A 19,995-nucleotide genomic window follows, 5' to 3' on the forward strand; every position below is an offset into this window, starting at 1 on the left:
TCCTTTTTTATTTAATCCAAATGAAGATTCTATGATTTTAAAAGATAGATTTGAAAAACTTTGCCTGAATTTTACTGAAAATAAAATTTTAGTCGACAAATTTTGGATTGAAATTGAGAACAATTATTCCGGAAAAAGCAGGCATTATCACAATCTTCAACATTTAGAAAATATGTTCGAAGAAATTGATTCTGTAAGAAATCAGATTGAAAAATTTGACAATATTTCATTTTCAATATTTTATCATGATATAATTTATGATGCATCTTCAAAATTAAATGAAGAAAAAAGTGCAGATATTGCAAAAGAAAGACTTGAGATTTTGAGTGTAAATAACGATGGTATTCAAAGAATTTACGAGCAGATTTCAGCTACAAAATCTCATAAAAAATCAGATAATGAAGATACCAATTTTCTTTTGGATGCTGATTTATCAATTCTTGGAAAAAGCAGTGAAGTTTATTTAGAATACACAAAACAGATTCGAAAAGAATATTCTATTTATCCTAATTTTCTTTATAAACCGGGACGAAAAAAGGTTTTACAACATTTTTTGGAGCTGGAAAGTATTTTTAAAACGGAATATTTTAGAGGAAAATATGAAATTCAAGCGAAGAAAAATATTGAATTTGAATTGAAAAGTTTATAGATTTTGGCTAAAGCCTTTTTCTCATGTAAAAATTAAGCGGGCTGAAGCCCGCTCCTATTGATATTATTAAAGATGTATATATTTTGATGGTATCACTTTTTACCACCCCGTCAAAAATTCTTTGAATTTTCACCACCCCTCCAAAGGAGGGGAATTTTTTTAGCGAATTAATTGATTACAGAATTTATAAACTCAATCGATTTATTTAAAACTATTTCCGGAGATTCTTTGTGCGGAGTATGTCCAATATTTGGAATGATGAATTTCTCCGCTGTTCCTGTAACTTGATAAACTGTTTTGTCAACTTGGTCCAAAGTTCCGTATTCATCAGCTTCTCCTTGAATAAACAATAGCGGGCTTGTAATATTTTGCAGGAAAGATTCAATATTCCAGGTTCTGAATTTTTCACTGAGCCAAATTTCAGTCCATGCTTTGACAATCATTTCTACTTTGTCTCCGTGATACTTTTCCAGACGTTGAGGTAGATTTGTAGTGTTGTAAGCCTTCAATGCATCTTCAACACCTTTTACCGTGATATCTTCAACAAATATATGCCCGGCTTCACAGATTACAGTTTTTACTTTTTCAGGATATTTTGAAGCAACAATTAAAGCAATCGTTCCGCCATCGCTGTGACCGAAAAGAATGGCATCGTTAATATTTAATTCAGAAAGTAAATCATTTAATCCATCCGCTTCCAGTTCCATATAATTATTTTCCCTTTCATGAGTAATCATCGGAAAAGACTTCCCGTATCCTAAACGGTCATATGCTAAAACATTACACTGAGTCGCTTCAGCCAATTTTTCAGGAAAATCTCTCCATAGCTCAACCGAACCTAAAGAATCATGCAAAAAAACGATGGTGGGTTTATTTTCGAATGAATTATTAAATTTTATAAATAAGTTTTTCCCCTTTACATCAATTACCTCTTCAATCATTATTTATAAGCTCGGGTTTTTTGTTTCATTAAATTCTTTTAAAAGATTCGCAAAAACAGTTTCCACAGGAAGAACTTCGTCAATTAAAGCAGAAACCTGACCGATTTCCAGTTCACCTTCTTCCATATCACCTTCAAACATTCCTTTTTTTGCTCTTGCTCTGCCTAAAGAAGCGACCAAAGCTTCAGCATTTCTTCCTACATTATATATTTCTTCAAGTTCGTTGAAGAATTTATTTTTAACCATTCTTACAGGTGCCAATTCTTTTAAAGTAAGAAGTGTATCACCTTCATTCAGTTCTGTAATTTTCTTTTTCCAGTTTTCGTGAGCACTTGCTTCTTGTGTTGCTGCAAAACGGCTTCCAATCTGTACTCCGTCTGCTCCTAAAATCATTGCTGCTTTCATCTGAGAACCCAAAGCAATTCCTCCTGCAGCAATTAATGGTTTAGAAATATGTTTTCTCACATTAGGGATTAAGCAAAAAGTAGTGGTTTCATCTCTTCCGTTGTGACCACCAGCTTCAAAACCTTCTGCAACAATCGCATCCACTCCTGCTTCTTCACATTTAACAGCAAATTTGGTTGAAGAAACTACATGTGCAACTTTTAAACCTTCTTTTTGAAGAGTTTCGGTATAAGTTTTAGGACTTCCTGCTGAAGTAAAGACTATTTTCACACCTTCTTCCAGAATAATATTGATGATTTCTTCTAAATTTGGGTAAAGCAAAGCGACATTTACACCAAAAGGTTTATCGGTAGCTTTCTTACATTTCTGAATATTTTCTCTTAAAATGTCGGGATACATGCTTGCTGAACCAATCAAACCCAAACCACCACAATTTGAAACTGCCGAAGCCAACTTCCAGCCTGAATGCCAAATCATACCAGCCTGAATTATGGGATATTTAATATTAAAAAGTTCTTTGACTCTGTTTTTATTTTCGTTCATTTCATGAAGCTTTTTAGCGGAATTGAAATCTATAAAATTACTCATAAGGTAAAAATACTAAAAACGCAGATTCTATGCTACATCTGTGAATTATTTTCATAAAAAAACCTTCAGAAAGTTCTGAAGGTTTTTTTATTATTTTTTTAAAGATTCTTTTTTCCAGTTCCCTTTAAAATCACAAGAGTCATATCGACCGTCAATAGAAATAAATGTGGTTGGAAGTTTTGAATTGACAAACTTTTCAATCATTTCACTTTTTTTCTTATTAAGAGCCATCTGCTTGATTCTGTCGTAATCAGTTTCTAGAGTAATCTGGTGAGCAGGAATAACATCTTCAATTTTAATAATCTTTACTACTTTTCTTTTTCTTTCGTCTTCATCATCAAAAGCAGTGGTAATATCATTTTTATTAAGACCAGCAAGTTCATAACTGATCACTCCCGGAATACTTTCTCTTTCCATTTTACTAGAACCATCTTGACCAGTAATAACACCCGCATTGAATTTAGTTTTTTTATCATCTGAAAACTTAAATGCGGCATCTTTAAAACTCAATTTTTCAGCTAAAACCAAACCTCTGATACTGTCTAATTTTTGTTTTGCAGTCGTAATTTCCGCATCTGTAGGCGTAGCCATTAAAAGAATATGTCTCGCATCATACGCTTTACCCGACTTTTTCACCAACTGAATAATGTGATATCCAAATTCAGATTCCACAGGGTCTGAAATTTCACCTTCCTGTAGATTTAATGCTGCAGCTTCGAAAGGCTTTACCATTTGTCCTTTAAAGATATTTTTCATCAAACCTCCATTCGGAGCTGTTCCTGTATCTTCAGAGTAAATTCTTGCCTGGCTTTCAAAGCTTTCACCAGCTACAATATCAGCCTTTATTTTTTTAAGCTTATTAATCAATTCATCTTTATGAGCTTCAGTAAGCTTAGGATACATCATGATTTGAGAAAGGGAAACCTCATCTTTGATTTCAGGAAGCTGAGACTTATACAAATTGAAAAAATCGGTTACTTCATTAGGAGTAACATCAGCTTTCTCTGTAATTCTTTGATATTTTGCCTGCCCGTAATATTGATCAGTATCAATTTTTTCGATGGCATTTTTCATCTCATACTGATTTCTGAACTTGTAAGCAGCAAGCATCGTCTTTTCATCAGGAAACTGACCTAAAAACTGGTTATATTTTGCATTTACTGTTTCTTTAATCGCTGCAGAACGGTTTTCAATCAATGTATCTCTTTTAGCTTCGTACACCAAAAGTTTATTATTAATTAAGTTTTCCAAAAACTCACATCTATCAGTCGTTGAAGCACCCTGCTGTTTTCCGTAATTCATCTGCTCTTCTACATCAGATTCCAAAACGATTTCATCACCAATTACTGCCGCAATACCGTCTACCAACTGCCCTTTCTTTAGCTGAGCATTGATGTTTCCTGAGAATAACATCGCGAAAACTCCTAAAAGGAAAGTGATTTTTAGTTTATTTGTCATTATACTATTTTAAACAAGTTGCAAATTTAGAATTCTTAATGAATTGCACTCAATTTTTTATTATAAATATTTCTTAAAAAGAGATGATTTACTGTAATTCGACGTTAAAAGTTGTCAATTCTTTAAATTGCTCCAATCTGCTAGAAATATCAGCTTCATTAACTTCTTCAATTCTTTCTGTTCCGAATTTTTCTACCGTGAAAGATGCCATTGCAGAACCTACGATCAATGCAGACTTCATTGTTTCGAAATCGAATTTACCTTTTTTAGCAAGATATGCTGCAAAACCACCTGCGAAAGTATCTCCGGCACCAGTCGGATCAAAAACATCTTCCAAAGGAAGTGCAGGAATTGCGAATACTTTATTATCATGGAACAATAAAGCACCATGCTCTCCTTTTTTGATAATTACGTAATCAGGTCCCATTGTATGAATCTTCTTAGCTGCTTTTACTAAAGAGTATTCTCCTGAAAGCTGTCTTGCTTCCTCATCGTTGATGCTGATCACGTCAGTTTTAGCAATCATATCTTTCAAAATATCCATAGCAGAATCCATCCAGAAATTCATCGTATCTAAAATAACCAATTTAGGACGTGTATTCATTTTTTCAAGAACCGAAAGCTGAACTCCAGGGTGAAGATTTCCTAATAGTAAAATCTCAGCATCTTGCATAGAAGCTGGAATTTTTGGATCAAAATTCTCCAAAACATTTACTTCAGTCGCTAAAGTATCTCTAGTATTTAGGTCATTGTGGTATTTACCAGACCAGAAAAACGTTTTTCCTTCTTTTACAATTTCTAATCCTTCGATGTTTACTTCTCTGTTGGTAAACATATCAAGATATTCCTGTGGGAAATCTCCTCCAACAACAGATACAATTCCAGATTTTACTCCTAAAATAGAAGAAGTAATCCCGATATAAGTAGCTGCTCCACCTAAAATTTTATCTGTTTTCCCAAACGGCGTCTCAATTGCATCAAATGCCACGCTTCCTACGACTAAAAGTTTCATATGTATTTTTTATTTATTTTTAATTGTCATATGCTATCTACCGATGTCATATGTATTTTTATATATTTTTAAAGCTTATTTTTTCCATTCAAAAGTATCCAGCAAATGCATCATATCTTTTTTGATGTAATCAATTGCAGGAGCTAAAGAATCTGGTTTTGGTCTGGAATTGAAGTATAAATATCCTGTTACGAAATGTTTTGTACTGTCGGTCGCATAAAACTGCAAATTGGATGCAGCCTGACCTTTCAGCTCATAAAAATTTCCGTAGACTCTTTTCTCAGGATATTCAAACGATTTTGTATCGATAGAACTTGCTTTGACAGTATGTTTGTAAACCATTTTTTCGGTTTCCATAATCTGTTGCGCAAAATCATTGTTGATAGGATAATACGTAAGGAAAATCTTCGCCTTCATTTTCGGATAGTTCAGATAATACCAACAAGGTTTCTTTGCATCATAAATTTTGGCATAATCTGAAGCTTCAAAAGAATACAGACAATTAGGCTCGAATTTATGATACTTTGGTGCCGGATATTCTAATCTCAACTCGCCGTAAGGTTTTGGAGTACTCTCTTTTCCGCACGAAATGATCAACATCGAAACAAAAATAAAAATGACTTTTTTAATCATTTTGCAAAAATACAAATTAGATTTAGATTTTGGGAGACAAATTTCAGCATTTCAATGAGTTTTGAAATTTGTTGGAAAAGATTTTTTAACGCAAAGTCCGCAAAGTTTTTTTTTTCATCACTTACTGCATATTTTTCGTTCACAAAGGCGTTTCACTTAGCAAAGACAACAAAGTTAATGAAGTAGGTATTTTTGTCATTCTGAACGAAGCAAAGCATAGGGAAGAATCTCTTTTTTAAATTAATAGATAATGTTTTAATTATAGAATTTTATATGCTATATCGTAGTTTTGAATATAATTTTCCAAAGGTTTTGGAAATGACCTTTCGTGAGAACCTTCAACATCGGTTACAATATAATTGTTTTGAGCAATAAAACTTTCCCAAACTGTTTCAGAATCAACCTCAACATTAAAAATTTCTATGCTTAAATTTTTGTGAGTAAGTTTATGATTAACCGTTTTTACACTTTTAATAAACGGTTTTAAATAATCTGAAATTATTGGTGGAAATTCAAATAATTTCTTCCAGATAAAATCGTCTTTTCTTTGCTGAATTAAAAACTGTCCGTTTCTGTGAACGAAATAATATTTTAAATCTAAATCCTGTGCTTTTACTTTCTTGGTTTTAACAGGAAATTCTGAAATTTTATTTAATGAAAAAGCAAGGCAGTCATCATTTACAGGACAATCATTACACAAAGGATTTTTAGGTTTACAGATCTCCGAACCCAGATCCATCATCGCCTGATTAAAATCACCTACATTTTCAGGCATAATCAAAGCTGATAATTCTGAAAAATAATTGAAAGCTCTCGAATTGGAAATATCAAAATCATCAGCAAAAATTCTACTTAAAACTCGGTAGAAATTCCCGTCAACTGCAGGCATTTTTCCACCAAAACAAATACTGGAAACTGCAGCAGCAGTATATTTACCTATTCCTTTTAGCTTTAAAATTTCATCGTAATCAGAAGGAAAAATTCCTTTATAATCATTAATAATTTGTTGTGAAGCTTTGTGAATATTAATGGCACGAGAATAATATCCTAAACCTTTCCAATACAATAAAACCTCATCTTCAGGAGATTCTGCCAAAGTTTTAACGTCGGGAAATCTTTTAATAAAATTATTGTAATGATTTAAACCCTGAGCAATTCTGGTTTGCTGAAAAACAATCTCGCAAATCCAAATCTTATAAGGATTTTTGGTTTTTCTGAACGGTAAATCTCTCGCATTTTTATCATACCACTTCAACAGCTTATTCCCGATGTGAAGAAAGTCTGAGTTTCTTTTATTCTTTTCCAAAAAACCAATTCATTTAATGAGACAAAGATAAAACTATTTTTTTTCGTTATCAAGAAGATAAACAGGCGCACCTTTTAGCCATTGATATTTGATCTGTTTCATCTCTGCAATAAATCTATAGCCTTTAAGCTTTTCTAAAAAAACATAAACCGAATCATTTTTTTCTTTTTTAAGATCTAATCTTTGAGTAGAAAGAAACTGAAACGGATACGGAATCATAGAATCTCTTTTGCTGAATAATAGATCTCCGGAATTGATGCTATAAATGTAAAATGCTTTACCACGCCCGGAAGAACTGTCGGATACAGAAATATCCGAGCTTGCCACAACCATATCACTAATTCCGTAAGCTTCGTCTTCAGACATTACATAAGCTTGAGCGGTATCCCTTTTTTCGTTTTTGAAAAGATCAATTTCATATTTTCGGGGTCGTTGATACTCTTTTTCGCAACTTAAAACTGAGAACAGCAGAAAAGCTAACAAAATGTAAAACGTAAAATTTTTCATTACACCGTTTTTAAAATAATTAGAAATAAAAAACCGATGTTTTTGACGCACCGGTTTCTATATTAAATATTGGGGAAATTAATCCTGGATATATTCTGCATCCCACTCGTTACCATCGTCACCTTTATGGCCATCAAGCTTGATCACAAAACTTTTTGTAGGGAAATAAGGAGTCAGTCTGATATCTAGCCAAACTCTGTCTTTGTTTACCTTATCTTGTTCAAAACGTACAATTTTAAATTTTTCAATCAATTTATCTGCTCCTTTGATGCCGTCTAAGAAACTTACAATCTGTCTTCTCAAATCGTCTTCATTTTTTGCGTTCCAGTTTTCAAAGGCTCTTCGGTTTAAGAAATCCAATAAAACTTTAGTTACATAATCGAATACACGAACTACAGAATATGTTTGAAGACCGATGTTATCTCCTGTAAACAATGTTTTTGCAGAGAATGCCATGATTTTGCCATATTCATTGACCATAGGAACTAATCCCATTTTTTCTAACTGAGAAATTTCACTTTTCTTCAATTCAAATTTCACAGCATCTACTTCGTTGATATTACCATGCTTTTTACCTGCAGCGACTTGTGACATTAAAGTTTTATGAATTTTTCCGGCCAATGAAGTTGAAGGTGGAAGTTCTACATTCTCTTCTTCACCTACCTCTTCTGCTCTGCCACGACCAACTAGCCAGTTACACGTCATGATTACATTACTTCTGTGCAATTCACCCCCTGTAAGATTTGCTGAGTGGAATAAATCTACTACATCATCCGGTTTATCTAGATTGGCAAAATCGGTAACCATCATTACTTTGTTTTCGTTACAGATTTTTGCCCATTTTTCTACAACTTTATTAGAACCTAAATATCCTGGAATTGCCAGAATAGAATAGTTATCTCTTAAATCTAAACGGTCATAATAGCTTTTAAATTCATCAGAAATAGCATCAATAAATATCGGATTATCTAAGTCTGAAACCTGCTCCAAAGTTGCATTGACAATACTTACATTGTCTACTTTGTCTAATTCTGTATTTTTATAGAACTGAGCAACCGTTCTGTAGGAAGTTTCAAGTTGACGAATAGCATCAAGAGAATTTTTAAGATTTACCTTCAAATTCTGATCTGCCTGTTGTGCTTTATTTTTGCAGGTATCTGCCATTTTTTCAGCAGAATCGTTGCTGTTTAAAAGCTCTACCCAGAGATTAATCTTTTGTAAGAGTTCTTTCCTTTCATCAGACTTGTTCCCATCATTCATGAAGATCTCTTTTCTTGCCTTTCTGGTGGGGTTCATATTGGCGATTCCGTCTACGACAGATTCTATAAAGCCAAATCCTCCAATTTTATTTAATTCTTCAAGCGGATTTCCTTTTGGTCTTCCAGCCTGCTGCTGTTGATTATGTTGTTGGCCCTCTGCAGCCTGTAATTTACTATCCATAATATTTGTGTAGGTACTTAAGATTATTTTTCAAGTTCTTGTGCAACATCTTTCAATGCTTCAATAAAAGCAGCTCTAGACTGCTCATTTTCCAACATATTGCGAAGAATCTTATTGGTTTTCAGCTGACGTACGATTTTATTGTACTGCTCCTGCTCCAAGCTGAGCTGCTGAAGGTAATCTGATTTCTGAACAAGATTTTTGGGAGTAAAGTCTCCAAGATTCTGAAAACGGAATTCTTCTTCTACCACAGTTCCTTCTTCTGTTTCGTGCTGTACAGCAACAGAAGGTTGAAAGTGTCTGAAAACATCATCTACGGTTTTTAATCCTGTAACAATTTCGGGAACATAAGATTCGTCTGTTGTAAGCTGGCTTACGATAAGAGATTTGTTCTCCTGGATTTCTTGAATAGCTTCATTAGCGTCGACCTTGACTTCGTTTCCGCCAACACCATAATTAAACATTGCCATATTATTATTATTTTGAGATTGTTGATTTTGGTTTGGATTAGCAAATTTTTGACCAATCCATTGCTTAAATTTATAAAAAAACTATAACATACAAAATTTTGTGAAGTTTTTTTTAAAATAATTCAATTTACAGGTGATAATTAAATGATTATTAATGCTTTTTGGTCTCACTAGTCTATGAATAACAAATAAAAAAACGCACCAAAATGATGCGTTTTTAACAGTAAATTATTATAGTAAAATTACCATATTTTAATTCTTTCACCCGGAGCTTTATAGAGCTTATCTCCCGGCTTAATATCGAATGCTTTCATAAAAGAATCCTGATTTACCAAAGGACCGAAAGCTCTGAAATATCCCGGTGAGTGCGGATCTGTTTTCACCTGATTCATCATGTACTGATCGGTAGATTTAGTTCTCCAAACTGTTGCCCAGCTCATGAAAAATCTTTGATCCTGATTAAATCCGCTAATCAAACCAACATTTCCTTTATCTTTTAAATACATTTGAAGTGCATCATAAGCAACCGCTACTCCCCCTAAATCACCAATATTTTCACCGCTTGTAAATTTTCCGTTTACAAAACTTCCTTTTACCGGTTCGTAAGCATTGTATTGAGCTGCCAATTGTCCCACTTTAGCGTCGAAATTCTTACGATCCTGATCAGTCCACCAGTTATTTAAGTTTCCATCGCCATCGAATCTTGAACCACTGTCGTCAAAACCGTGTGAAATTTCGTGACCAATCACTGCTCCAATTCCACCAAAATTTACCGCTGCATCAGCTTTTGGATTGTAGAAAGGAGGCTGAAGAATGGCTGCAGGGAAAACAATTTCGTTATTTGAACCGCTGTAATAAGCATTTACAGTTTGTGGAGACATTCCCCACTCTGTTTTATCTACAGGTTTTCCTACTTTTTCTAAGCTTTTTTGGTATTGCCAAGCCGAAACATTCTGAAGATTTGAATATAAAGTTGCGCCCTGAGAAGGAGCTTCTACTTTTAATTTAGAATAATCTTTCCACTGATCAGGATATGCGATTTTCACTGTAAATTTCGACAATTTTTCCTGAGCTTTCACTTTGGTTTCTGGCGACATCCAATCCATATCATTGATGTGCTTTTTGAAAGATTTTAAAATGTAATCAATGTACATTTCCATCTGCTGTTTAGATTCCGGAGTAAAATATTTGTCAACATACAGTTTACCAAAAGCTTCACCTAGAACACTGTTTACAAGCGCCAAGCCTCTTTTATCCATCGCACGCTGTTCTTTTTGCCCCTGAAGATATTTAGTGTAAAAATCGAAACGAATATTATCTAAACTGTCACCCAAATTACTTGCATTCCCATTGATGATATGATATTTCAGATAATCTTTCAACAACGGTAGGTTTTTCTGATTGATAAACTGATCCATATTCTGGTAATATTTCAACTCACCAACGATTACTTTATCGGTATTTACTCCTGCATCTTTCAGATATTTAGCCAAATTTACATTTTTCACCAAGCCAGAAAGCTCATTTACATTTTTAGGATTATATCTTAAATTGGCATCTCTGTTCTGCTCTAAAGTCAATAAATAATTAGCTAATTGCTTTTCAAAATCAACTACATTTTTTGCAGCAGCATCAGAGTTTTTGTACCCTAAAACAACAAACAATTTAGCTACATAATTTTGATATTCTGCCAATGTTTTGGTATTGGCTTCGTTTACTTTTTGGTAATAATCTCTTCCTAAACCAAGATCAGGACCACCAAGATATACGGCATTCATTTTAGAATTCTTCATATCTGCACCTACTCTCCATCCATAAAATGAATTGTCACTTAGTTTTGTTGCATCTAAAAGGTATTTCTGAAGATCATTAATATTCTTAATCGCATCAACTTTAGCTAAATCAGATTTTATCGGCGAAATTCCAGCTGCATTTCTCTTTTCAACATCCATAAAAGATGCATACAGATTCTGGATTTTTTGATCTTCAGAACCTTCTGCATATTTCTCGGTCAAAATTTTATTTAAAATATCAAGCGACGCGTCATCTACATTTTCTCTCAATGCATTAAAAGAGCCCCAACTTGCTTTATCAGAAGGGATCTGAGTTTCTTTCACCCAGTTTCCGTTTACATAACTAAAGAAATCATCCTGCGGACGAACCGTTTTATCCATATAAGATAAATTAATTCCGTTCTCAGGATAGATGGTAAGCGAAGAATTCTCAACAACGATACTTGTTGGAGTTTTTTCTACGGTCGCAGTGGTATTTTTGGCAGTTCCACAAGAATTTAAGAATACAATACCAGAAAATGCAAGTACTGTAATATTTAGCTTTTTCATTAAAATAATTTTGATGTGTAAAACAGTTTTATCAAATATAAGAATTTTGGTGGACATGCTTATGTTACCCAATACCCTCGAAAATTAGTGCGCATAAAATCAGTTTAATTCTTGGGAAAAACATTAATTTTCAACCTTACTCAAATGTTTCTTCTTAAAAGCTGTAGGAGTTTCTCCCATATAATTTTTGAATAATTTATTAAAATAAGAAATGCTTTCAAAACCCACCTGAAAACAAACTTCGGTAATGCATAAATTCTGTAACAGCAACATTTTTGCCTGGTTGATCCTGTAATTATTCACAAAATCGGTAAAGGTCATATTCGTTTGTTTTTTAAAGTACCTGCAAAAGGCCGGCGTACTCAGATTTACCATTTCAGCAATAACATTCACATTGGGATTTTTGTCGTAGTTTTCATTGATGTAATCATAAATAGTTCCCATCCTGATCTTATCATTTAAGAACCATTTTATTCTGGTGTCTTCATTATTCAATTCTTTGACTTCATTTGATTGGGCTAAAATTTGCAGAATTTCAATTAAACCCATAAAAGAGACAAATGAATTTTCATTTTTGATCTGATGTAGTTTTTCAACGACGATCGTTTTAGTTTCTCCTGAAAATGATAATCCCAGATAAGAACGTTCGAGCAAATTTTTAATACTATCGAATTCCGGAATTGGGAAAATAAGTTCCTGCAGGAAATTTTCTCTCATTTGTAAAACGAGTTGCTTGCATTCGGTATGAATTTTATAATCAAAATTAAGATGCGGAACATTTGAACCGATCAGTAACAATTCACTGTCTTTAAAATCTGAAATATTTTTCCCAACATGACGGATGCCTTTGCAGGCTTCTACATAAACAAGCTCGATCTCGGGATGATAATGCCAAAAAAAACAGTCTTTTAATGAAGGTGAAAAAAGTTTAAAAGACTTTCCTTCTTCAAACTGAATAATTTCTTTCTGAATTTTCATTAGGTTCTATTTTGATTAATATTTAATTCAAATTAAAATAAAAAAGTTAATATAGAGCAAATTTATATCATTTCTGTTAAAGTTTAAATGATTATTTCTATCGAAATTTGCGCTTTCAAAAGAAGCAATGAATAATTGCGTGAATAAGGTTTATTTTTAAATAATTTAAAATGCAGATTGATAAAAGAATTATTCCACTTGCCATTGGTGGTTTGGGAATAGGAACAACAGAGTTTACGATCATGGGATTGCTTCCCGATTTGGCAAGAAGTTTACAAATCAGTATTCCGGAAGCAGGTCATTTGATCTCTGCGTATGCTTTTGGAGTTGTTGTAGGAGCACCTCTTTTAATAGGATACTCGGTAAAATTTCCACCTAAAAAAGTATTAATCGTATTAATGATGATCTTCACATTATTTAATACGTTATCTGCAATTGCTCCCGATTACAATACGATGATGATCATCCGTTTCTTATCCGGACTTCCTCATGGAGCTTTTTTCGGAGTTGGAACCGTTGTTGCAACAAGAATGGCCGCAAAGGGGAAAGAAGCTTTTTATATTTCACTCATGTTTACAGGATTAACGGTTGCGAATTTAGCTATGGTTCCTTTGGTAACTTATATTGGTCACATGTTCCATTGGAGATGGTATTTTGCAATTGTTGGAGTCATAGGTTTGATTGCTTTATTATTTTTAAAACTTTGGCTTCCTGCAATAGATGCGAATCAGGATACTCATTTTAAAGAAGAAATTAAATTCCTAAAAAGAAAACAGGCTTGGCTGGTTTTGGCGATCACAGCTATTGGTTTTGGCGGACTTTTTACTTGGTTTAGTTATATCACTCCATTAATGACCGTCGTTTCTGGAATTGCAGAAAGCAGTATGGCATATGTAATGATTCTTGCAGGTGCAGGAATGGTAGTAGGAAATCTTGTTGGAGGATATCTGTCTGACCGATTAAGCCCTGAAAAAACCTGTATTTTATTACTTGCTTTGATGATGGTCTCTTTATCTGGTGTATTTTTTCTTTCAGAATATCAATATATTTCTTTGGGATTAACTTTCATTTGTGGTGCATTATCAATGTCTGTGGCTGCTCCCATCAATATTATGATGATGAAAGCCGCACCGAAAAGCGAAATGATGGCTGCAGCATTTATGCAGGCTGCGTTTAATATTGCCAATGCAATGGGCGCATTTTTAGGCGGAATTCCTTTAGAAAACGGGCTCTCATATAATTATCCTTCGTTAGTTGGAGTGTTTATGACTTTGATCGGTTTAATCATCAGTGTGCGTTATATGTATCTCTACCGCTCTAATAATATCGCTCAAGACTTGAAATTAGAAACTGCGAATTGCGATAAATAAAAAATCTAAAAAAGAGAAGCGATCGCTTCTCTTTTTTGTTAACTAACTTTGAACTTCATTACCGTTCTGACACCAATATAAAGCGTTGTAAAGATTTTCTTTCGGAAAAGATTTAAATTCGCCGGGCATCAAAACACTAAAAATATCTGTAAAATTCTGAACGCTTTCTTTATCTGTTACAATGGCCGCTCTGTTCCATTTGGTGATATTTTTTATACCTAAAAGAGCATCCTGAAGCCAGGCTCCCATTGTAAAATTACTTAAATCAGTATCTAAATAAAGGAGGTAATTTAATTCATCAAATTGTTCTATTTTACTCTTCACATAAGGAATCACTAGGTTCTCAAAATCTTCTCTTGTTACTTCACCAGTTGCGTTGAAAGCTGCTACATTTTCCGGAGCATCATTAAGTATTGTTATCATAATTTATATTTTAAATAGTTTTGGTGATTTTATTTTATCAATAATTAAACCATAATTAATGAATAGGTACATTTAAGGCTCAATTATTGCTGAGATTTTGAAAATAAAACTATGGACTTGAAATCTAACGAACCTTTCTGGCTTTTAAAAAATGGTTTAGTTTCTTCTTATCCTTCCCTGAAATCTGATGAAGAATGCGATGTTCTTGTGATTGGCGGCGGAATTACAGGAAGCCTTATTGCGCACCAAATGATAAAGGACGGTTACCAAACTATTTTAATTGATAAACGCGAAATCTGTAACGGAAGTACTTCAGCGACAACCTCGATGTTGCAGTATGAAATTGATACTCCGCTGTACGAATTGATTGAAATGATTGGTGAAAAAGGTGCGGTAGAAAGTTACAAAGCCTGTTCGAAATCTATAGATGACTTGGAAAAACTGACAAAAGAAATAAAAGCCCGCTCTGGTTTTAAGAGAAAACAGTCTTTATATTTTGCGTCGAAAAAGAAAGATGCGATTTGGCTGGAGAAAGAATATGAAGCCCGAAGAAAAGCAGGATTTGATGTAACATGGCTCGGAATTGAAGACATTGAAGAAAAATTCGGTTTTCAGAATACGTATGGCGGAATTTTATCTAAACAAGGTGCAAGTATTGATGCGTTTAAATTTGCTCACGAATTGCTGAGGTTTAACGTTAATAAAGGTTTGAAAGTGTATGATAAAACCGAAATGAAATCGGTGAAATATTTACGAGATCATAATTTAGCTTTAACGACCGATGGCTTTAATATTAAAGCGAAGAAAATCATTTATTGTGTGGGATATGAAAGTGCAACAATGATTAAAGAGCATTTTGTAAATCTTAAAAGTACCTTTGCCATAGTTTCTGAAATTGACAATGATAAATTTAAAAATATAGAACATACACTCGTTTGGAACACCGATGACCCCTACATTTATATGAGAACGACTGATGACGAAAGACTTTTGATTGGTGGCGGCGATGAAGATTTTTTTAATCCTGAAAAGCGTGATTCTCTATTAAATAAAAAAGAAAAAGAAATTCTAAAAAATCTTAAAAGAATAAAACCCGATTATCATTTTTACACCGATTTTGTGTGGGCTGGAACTTTTGGGGAAACGAAAGACGGACTTCCATACATCGGAGCTCATGAAGGTTTTAAAAACTCGTATTTCGTTTTAGGATTTGGCGGAAACGGAATTACTTTTTCGGTTACAGGGATGGATATGGCTTCCGCTTTTATGAAGAATAAAAAACACAAGCTTTCTGAATATTTTAAATTTGGGAGATGATTTTAAAACAATTTAAAAGTTTCAAGCTCGGCAAAACCGAGCTCGAAACAAAATAAACAATACTAACGTTCACATCATTGTTTCACGGAACTGGTGTTTGAGACCAATTCCTTTCCTAATTTTAAAAAACCGATAAAAAACGTAATATTTTTGTTGATAGGATTTCATCCTATCCTTTACTAAGTCGTCCCTTTGGGACTTCCGAACATCAATAAATAAAAAATAATTTCAAACCCTAATCTTGTACCCCGAATCCCGCATCTCGGAACTCGAATCCCAAAACTAAAAACTATATCCGTTCTTTTTTGCCAATTCTACAATAGATTTTTCAATAGCTTTTCCCAAATCATAACCTTCAGAACTTCCTCTTTTTTTGGTTTCAACATCAATGAATTCCTGTCTTTTTATTGAGAGAACTTCAATTTCTTTTTGAATCTTATCTCGGTCTTCAGATTTCTGAGCAACAATTCTCTGAATTTCCACTTTACTTTTTCCTTTTAATTCAGAAGGTAATTCTTCCTCTTTTATTGATGAAATATAGTTCTTGTCTTTCTCCACTTTATCTACCAAATCCCAATGGTCATTTTTGTAAGCGTTTTTCTTCGATTTACTTACCGCTCTTTCCACAACATTCGAAGCCGATTGCATTTCTGCATTTGAATCTTGAGTAGTCTGCTTGTTTTTCATTTCAGAACCACGTCGTCCGTAAGAGATGTAAGTGTCGTTCAATTTAGAATTGTACTGCGAAATTTTCACATCATAAGGCGTTTCAATATAAATCACTTTCTGGTCGCTGTCGATATTAAAATATTTACCGTCTCCTAAGCTCGCTCCGTTTTGCCAATGAGATTGAATGCCTTCTTCACGGCTTCCACAAAAAATCGTATTTGTGTAAATGTTTTTGGTTTTAGCTTTAGAAATAACATCTTTATAGCTGATTTTCCCTTGATCAAAAGGTTCATTTCCGACAATGTAGATCAGTTTCATACTTTTTTCGTTTCCGTCCCATTTTAAATTGGCTGATGCATCACGAATGACCGCTCCACAATATTCATTTCCGCCATTGGTTCTTAAAGCGAAAAGTTTTTCGGAAACTAAATCTAAATCCTGTGTCAACGGAGTTACTTGTCTGATGTAATTTTCATCTTTTAAACCATCATTTCCGTATTCATAAAGAGCAATTTCCACTTGCGGAGCTTGTCCGTTGTATTTTAAAGTCGTCAACGTATTGACAATATTCCAAAGCCTTGATTTTGCCTGATCAATCAACCCGTCCATACTGTTGGAAGTATCCAAAAGCAAAGCCACCTGAATTTTATTGTCTTTTGAAACCGAAATTTGTAGTTGATTTGAAATGTTACTTTCTATAATTTCTCTCTCGCTGGCTTTGCTGCTGCAACGGTTATCTGAAATTTTACCTGCACTCAAAAAAACGAATACGCTTGCTGTTACTGTTAAAACTTTTAATGTGTTCATATTGTATGATTTTTATTTTGTTATGAGTTACGAGATTCGAGGTTTGAGATTTGAGATTTGAGATTCACAACACGAATCAATCAAGTTATAATTCGAATTCCGTATCCCGTATCCCGTATCTCGAAACTATCTACTATAATATTGAATTTGCATTTCCTTCGGGTATTTTACTTCATAAGAGAAATTGATTTTTTCTGTTCCTCCGCTGTTGATTTTTCTGTTCCAAAGAACACTTCCGGTTTTGTCATCATAACTTCCGTCGCCGATGTTTAAAGTTTTGACAGTAATTTTCTGATTTTCACTTAATGGAATTTGGTCTAAAACTTCCAGTTCAATATTTTCTTTCGTATTATTTCTGATGGATATTTCGTAAGATTCTGTTTCCCATTTATTAGAATTGAAAGATTTTTGGGAGGTTTTATCTTCAAGTTTAATACGTTTTACCACGATTCTTTCATCGACTCCAAGAGAAATTGGAAACTCATCTTTTACATAATTGCTTGTAATATTGGTTTTTCCGATATAGTTATCTTCAAAATAAATATTCGCTTCACCCGAAATTAGATTTAAATTCTGCCAGTTTTTCACGAAAGCCATTAAGAAAACCTGATTGTTTAGTTTCGGAACCGTGTGATATTTGTAATTGGCTTCTACATTTTTCTTATCTAGAATCACATATTGTTCTTTTTCCTGACTTACGATGGTTTGATTGTAATTCAATTCATATAAAACATTCATCTGATTATCCGAAACCGTTGCAACAGGAATCTGACTTGGTGCAGCAACTTCAGCTCGCATTTGATAAGAATTTGAAAGTTCAGCTTTTGCCTTTTTCTCATAACCTACTTTTGCATCTTCATTATTGTAAGCGGTATATTCAGCGACATATAAAGGCGATAAAATAGGTCTGTTTTGGTTGTAAGAAGGTCTGTAAGTGGACACAAGAAGTTTGATATTGTTCCAGTCTTGTCCGGTTTTCTGATAAATTTTTCCTTTGTAGATTATTTCAAGCGGTTTTTTTGTGGATAAAGCTCTCAAATCATACGAAGGAACCCAACCTGCATTAGAAACGATATAGCTTACGCCGAGATTCAGATTCATTTCATTTTCAGCGAGAATTTCAAGAATTAATTCTTTTCTGTTTTGTGTTTTATGAGTCTGTTCTTCGGTAAATTGCTTGTTGATTTTAGCAATACTTTCATCAAACGTAGTTTTTTGTTCAGTCAGAAGAAAAACCTGATTGTCGATTTCCAGCATTCTTTTTCTGTAAAATTCAGTCAGTTTTATCAACTGTTCCTGCGGAGTCGATTTATCATTCGTTGAAACTTTAAGATTATCATTAATGATATTTTGTTCGCCCGTCAGATTTTTAATCTGAATATTCAATAAATTGACCTGTCTCTGAAATTTTTTTCTTTCATCATCCAGTTTTTTTTCGCCGTCGGTCAGTTCATCATTTTTGAGATAATTACTTTGTGGGGTAATTGATAAAAGCGTTGTGTTTTTTTCAAGATTGATTTTGTACGTGTTTTCATCTAAATCATTCGGAAGGTTAATGATTTTCACGGTGTTTCTTCCTTTTTGGAGAGTAACGTTTGTGCTTCCGAAAACTTTCGCTCCCTGCAGAAATACAGTCGCCTGTTTTACGTCGATTTCTTTTTTAATTTCCTGAGATTTAAAAAACGAAACCATCAAAATGAGTATTAAAATAGAGTGTCGCATTGTTTATTGTTTTAAAGTTCTACAGTAAAATTACTTTGATTAGAAACCGAAAATCGGAAGACTTGGTGAACTGAGCTTTTCACTTGGTGGAAGTTTTTAAGCGAAAAAAAGACAGCCATTTCTGACTGCCTCTTAATAAACTAAAGAATTTCGTATTTTGTTTTGATGCTGTATTTCAACTTGATATTTTCGATGTTGTCGAACGAATAATCCATACTTTGGTCGGCTGCTTCTAATTGTACATTCGCCATTTTACTTCTGTAAGCAACGGGAAGAATAGAATCGCTCATGTAATCTTCGATTTCAATGATTTCAATCGCATCTCCAGTCTTTTTGTTGATGCTTCCCAAAAGATAATCAGCTTTTTCTTTAGCCGCTTTTAGTGCATTGATTTTAACCGTTTTTCTGAAATCTGCAATCTTTGTGTTTTTAATTTCTGCAATACTCAGATTGCTTACCCATTTTTGGTTTAAATCTTCAAAAAGCTTACTCACATTGGTTTTCGCATTAACTTTAAACTGAAAACTCTTGGTAAACTTCGTTGTTTTCGAATATAAATTCTGGTACATCGATTTGAATTTAATGTCTTCGTTTTTTACACCGTTGTTTTTCAGTGTTTCAAATAAAAGTTTTTCGCTGTCTGCCAATTGATTTTTGTTGTCGGCTTTTATACCGATGCTAAAGATGATTTCATCTGGTTCTACTTCCATTTCGGCAACTCCCGTTACTTCAATTGCGTTTTTTTTTACTTCCTGCGCATTCACGAAGTTTGCTACAGCAAAAAGTCCTACTAATAAAAGGTGTTTCAGTTTCATATGTAATTATTTATTGTTGTTTATTTGTCATATGTTATCGCGTCTTCTTTATCAATATTTTTGTTTTCAAACCACGGCGATTTCATAATTGTTTATTTTAAATTTCTAAAGTAAAATTACCACGAATAGAAACTGAATTTTGG

18 protein-coding genes are annotated in these 19,995 nt (G+C 33.5%); 3 read left to right on the plus strand and 15 right to left on the minus strand.

What is annotated here, in order from left to right; genetic code table 11:
- Nucleotides 1-31: 31 nt before the first annotated feature.
- Nucleotides 32-649, plus strand: a complete 618-nt coding sequence (locus AB671_RS11410) for a hypothetical protein (RefSeq protein ID WP_066679742.1) — start codon at nt 32-34, stop codon at nt 647-649.
- Between the two features lie 167 nt (nt 650-816).
- Here the strand turns inward: AB671_RS11410 and AB671_RS11415 are convergent, their stop codons facing one another.
- From AB671_RS11415 to AB671_RS11465, 11 genes are all read right to left on the minus strand, one after another.
- A complete protein-coding gene (locus AB671_RS11415; protein WP_066679741.1) occupies nt 817-1,590 on the minus strand; it encodes an alpha/beta fold hydrolase in 774 nt (257 codons plus the stop codon).
- A 3-nt stretch (nt 1,591-1,593) separates the two neighbouring features.
- On the minus strand, nt 1,594-2,583 hold the full coding sequence (locus AB671_RS11420; RefSeq protein WP_228391038.1) for an NAD(P)H-dependent flavin oxidoreductase: 990 nt from the start codon (nt 2,581-2,583) through the stop codon (nt 1,594-1,596).
- Nucleotides 2,584-2,673: 90 nt separating this feature from the next.
- Nucleotides 2,674-4,041: a peptidylprolyl isomerase gene (locus AB671_RS11425; protein ID WP_066679740.1), complete on the minus strand. Its 1,368-nt coding sequence runs from the start codon at nt 4,039-4,041 to the stop codon at nt 2,674-2,676.
- Between the two features lie 88 nt (nt 4,042-4,129).
- Nucleotides 4,130-5,053, minus strand: coding sequence for a PfkB family carbohydrate kinase (locus tag AB671_RS11430; protein WP_066679739.1), 924 nt, complete (start codon nt 5,051-5,053; stop codon nt 4,130-4,132).
- A gap of 75 nt (nt 5,054-5,128) precedes the next feature.
- Nucleotides 5,129-5,686 carry a gliding motility lipoprotein GldD gene (gene gldD, locus AB671_RS11435; RefSeq protein ID WP_066679738.1) on the minus strand — a complete coding sequence of 186 codons (558 nt, stop codon included), beginning with the start codon at nt 5,684-5,686 and terminating at the stop codon, nt 5,129-5,131.
- A 259-nt stretch (nt 5,687-5,945) separates the two neighbouring features.
- Complete coding sequence (gene mutY, locus AB671_RS11440) at nt 5,946-6,992, minus strand: A/G-specific adenine glycosylase (protein WP_066679737.1); 1,047 nt, start codon at nt 6,990-6,992, stop codon at nt 5,946-5,948.
- Between the two features lie 33 nt (nt 6,993-7,025).
- Nucleotides 7,026-7,499: a hypothetical protein gene (locus AB671_RS11445; RefSeq protein WP_066679736.1), complete on the minus strand. Its 474-nt coding sequence runs from the start codon at nt 7,497-7,499 to the stop codon at nt 7,026-7,028.
- A 78-nt stretch (nt 7,500-7,577) separates the two neighbouring features.
- Complete coding sequence (locus tag AB671_RS11450) at nt 7,578-8,939, minus strand: DUF5458 family protein (RefSeq protein ID WP_066679735.1); 1,362 nt, start codon at nt 8,937-8,939, stop codon at nt 7,578-7,580.
- 23 nt (nt 8,940-8,962) lie between these two features.
- Entirely contained in the window at nt 8,963-9,409 is a 447-nt protein-coding gene (locus AB671_RS11455; protein ID WP_066679734.1) for a type VI secretion system contractile sheath small subunit, read from the minus strand.
- Between the two features lie 242 nt (nt 9,410-9,651).
- Entirely contained in the window at nt 9,652-11,751 is a 2,100-nt protein-coding gene (locus AB671_RS11460) for a M13 family metallopeptidase (protein ID WP_066679765.1), read from the minus strand.
- A gap of 123 nt (nt 11,752-11,874) precedes the next feature.
- Nucleotides 11,875-12,729, minus strand: a complete 855-nt coding sequence (locus AB671_RS11465; protein WP_066679733.1) for an AraC family transcriptional regulator — start codon at nt 12,727-12,729, stop codon at nt 11,875-11,877.
- Between the two features lie 170 nt (nt 12,730-12,899).
- Here AB671_RS11465 and AB671_RS11470 point away from each other — a divergent pair, with 170 nt between their 5' ends.
- Nucleotides 12,900-14,099 (plus strand): MFS transporter, encoded by a 1,200-nt coding sequence (locus AB671_RS11470; RefSeq protein ID WP_185114066.1) that lies wholly within the window; start codon nt 12,900-12,902, stop codon nt 14,097-14,099.
- A gap of 42 nt (nt 14,100-14,141) precedes the next feature.
- Here AB671_RS11470 and AB671_RS11475 read toward each other — a convergent pair whose 3' ends face one another.
- The gene (locus AB671_RS11475) at nt 14,142-14,522 is read right to left on the minus strand and encodes an STAS/SEC14 domain-containing protein (RefSeq protein WP_066676108.1); all 381 of its coding nucleotides are present in this window, start codon (nt 14,520-14,522) and stop codon (nt 14,142-14,144) included.
- A 111-nt stretch (nt 14,523-14,633) separates the two neighbouring features.
- Here AB671_RS11475 and AB671_RS11480 point away from each other — a divergent pair, with 111 nt between their 5' ends.
- Nucleotides 14,634-15,839, plus strand: coding sequence for an NAD(P)/FAD-dependent oxidoreductase (locus AB671_RS11480; protein WP_066676109.1), 1,206 nt, complete (start codon nt 14,634-14,636; stop codon nt 15,837-15,839).
- A 282-nt stretch (nt 15,840-16,121) separates the two neighbouring features.
- On the opposite strand, the gene AB671_RS11485 is transcribed toward AB671_RS11480, so the two are convergent.
- The 3 genes from AB671_RS11485 to AB671_RS11495 all read right to left on the minus strand — a co-directional run bounded on the left by AB671_RS11485 (nt 16,122) and on the right by AB671_RS11495 (nt 19,852).
- Nucleotides 16,122-17,315 (minus strand): vWA domain-containing protein, encoded by a 1,194-nt coding sequence (locus tag AB671_RS11485; protein WP_066676113.1) that lies wholly within the window; start codon nt 17,313-17,315, stop codon nt 16,122-16,124.
- Nucleotides 17,316-17,441: 126 nt separating this feature from the next.
- A complete protein-coding gene (locus AB671_RS11490) occupies nt 17,442-19,037 on the minus strand; it encodes a DUF4139 domain-containing protein (protein ID WP_082987291.1) in 1,596 nt (531 codons plus the stop codon).
- A gap of 140 nt (nt 19,038-19,177) precedes the next feature.
- The gene (locus AB671_RS11495; protein WP_066676115.1) at nt 19,178-19,852 is read right to left on the minus strand and encodes an SIMPL domain-containing protein; all 675 of its coding nucleotides are present in this window, start codon (nt 19,850-19,852) and stop codon (nt 19,178-19,180) included.
- Nucleotides 19,853-19,995 lie beyond the last annotated feature (143 nt).

The organism is Chryseobacterium sp. BGARF1 (genome assembly GCF_001677955.1).
GTDB lineage: Bacteria > Bacteroidota > Bacteroidia > Flavobacteriales > Weeksellaceae > Chryseobacterium.

Coding starts and splice junctions, on each gene's coding strand:
- AB671_RS11410 (WP_066679742.1), top strand. CDS start 32: ATGATTTTAAAAGATAGATTTGAAAAACTTTGCCTGAATTTTACTGAA.
- AB671_RS11415 (WP_066679741.1), bottom strand. CDS start 1,590: ATGATTGAAGAGGTAATTGATGTAAAGGGGAAAAACTTATTTATAAAA.
- AB671_RS11420 (WP_228391038.1), bottom strand. CDS start 2,583: ATGAGTAATTTTATAGATTTCAATTCCGCTAAAAAGCTTCATGAAATG.
- AB671_RS11425 (WP_066679740.1), bottom strand. CDS start 4,041: ATGACAAATAAACTAAAAATCACTTTCCTTTTAGGAGTTTTCGCGATG.
- AB671_RS11430 (WP_066679739.1), bottom strand. CDS start 5,053: ATGAAACTTTTAGTCGTAGGAAGCGTGGCATTTGATGCAATTGAGACG.
- gldD (WP_066679738.1), bottom strand. CDS start 5,686: ATGATTAAAAAAGTCATTTTTATTTTTGTTTCGATGTTGATCATTTCG.
- AB671_RS11445 (WP_066679736.1), bottom strand. CDS start 7,499: ATGAAAAATTTTACGTTTTACATTTTGTTAGCTTTTCTGCTGTTCTCA.
- AB671_RS11450 (WP_066679735.1), bottom strand. CDS start 8,939: ATGGATAGTAAATTACAGGCTGCAGAGGGCCAACAACATAATCAACAG.
- AB671_RS11455 (WP_066679734.1), bottom strand. CDS start 9,409: ATGGCAATGTTTAATTATGGTGTTGGCGGAAACGAAGTCAAGGTCGAC.
- AB671_RS11460 (WP_066679765.1), bottom strand. CDS start 11,751: ATGAAAAAGCTAAATATTACAGTACTTGCATTTTCTGGTATTGTATTC.
- AB671_RS11465 (WP_066679733.1), bottom strand. CDS start 12,729: ATGAAAATTCAGAAAGAAATTATTCAGTTTGAAGAAGGAAAGTCTTTT.
- AB671_RS11470 (WP_185114066.1), top strand. CDS start 12,900: ATGCAGATTGATAAAAGAATTATTCCACTTGCCATTGGTGGTTTGGGA.
- AB671_RS11475 (WP_066676108.1), bottom strand. CDS start 14,522: ATGATAACAATACTTAATGATGCTCCGGAAAATGTAGCAGCTTTCAAC.
- AB671_RS11480 (WP_066676109.1), top strand. CDS start 14,634: ATGGACTTGAAATCTAACGAACCTTTCTGGCTTTTAAAAAATGGTTTA.
- AB671_RS11485 (WP_066676113.1), bottom strand. CDS start 17,315: ATGAACACATTAAAAGTTTTAACAGTAACAGCAAGCGTATTCGTTTTT.
- AB671_RS11490 (WP_082987291.1), bottom strand. CDS start 19,037: ATGCGACACTCTATTTTAATACTCATTTTGATGGTTTCGTTTTTTAAA.
- AB671_RS11495 (WP_066676115.1), bottom strand. CDS start 19,852: ATGAAACTGAAACACCTTTTATTAGTAGGACTTTTTGCTGTAGCAAAC.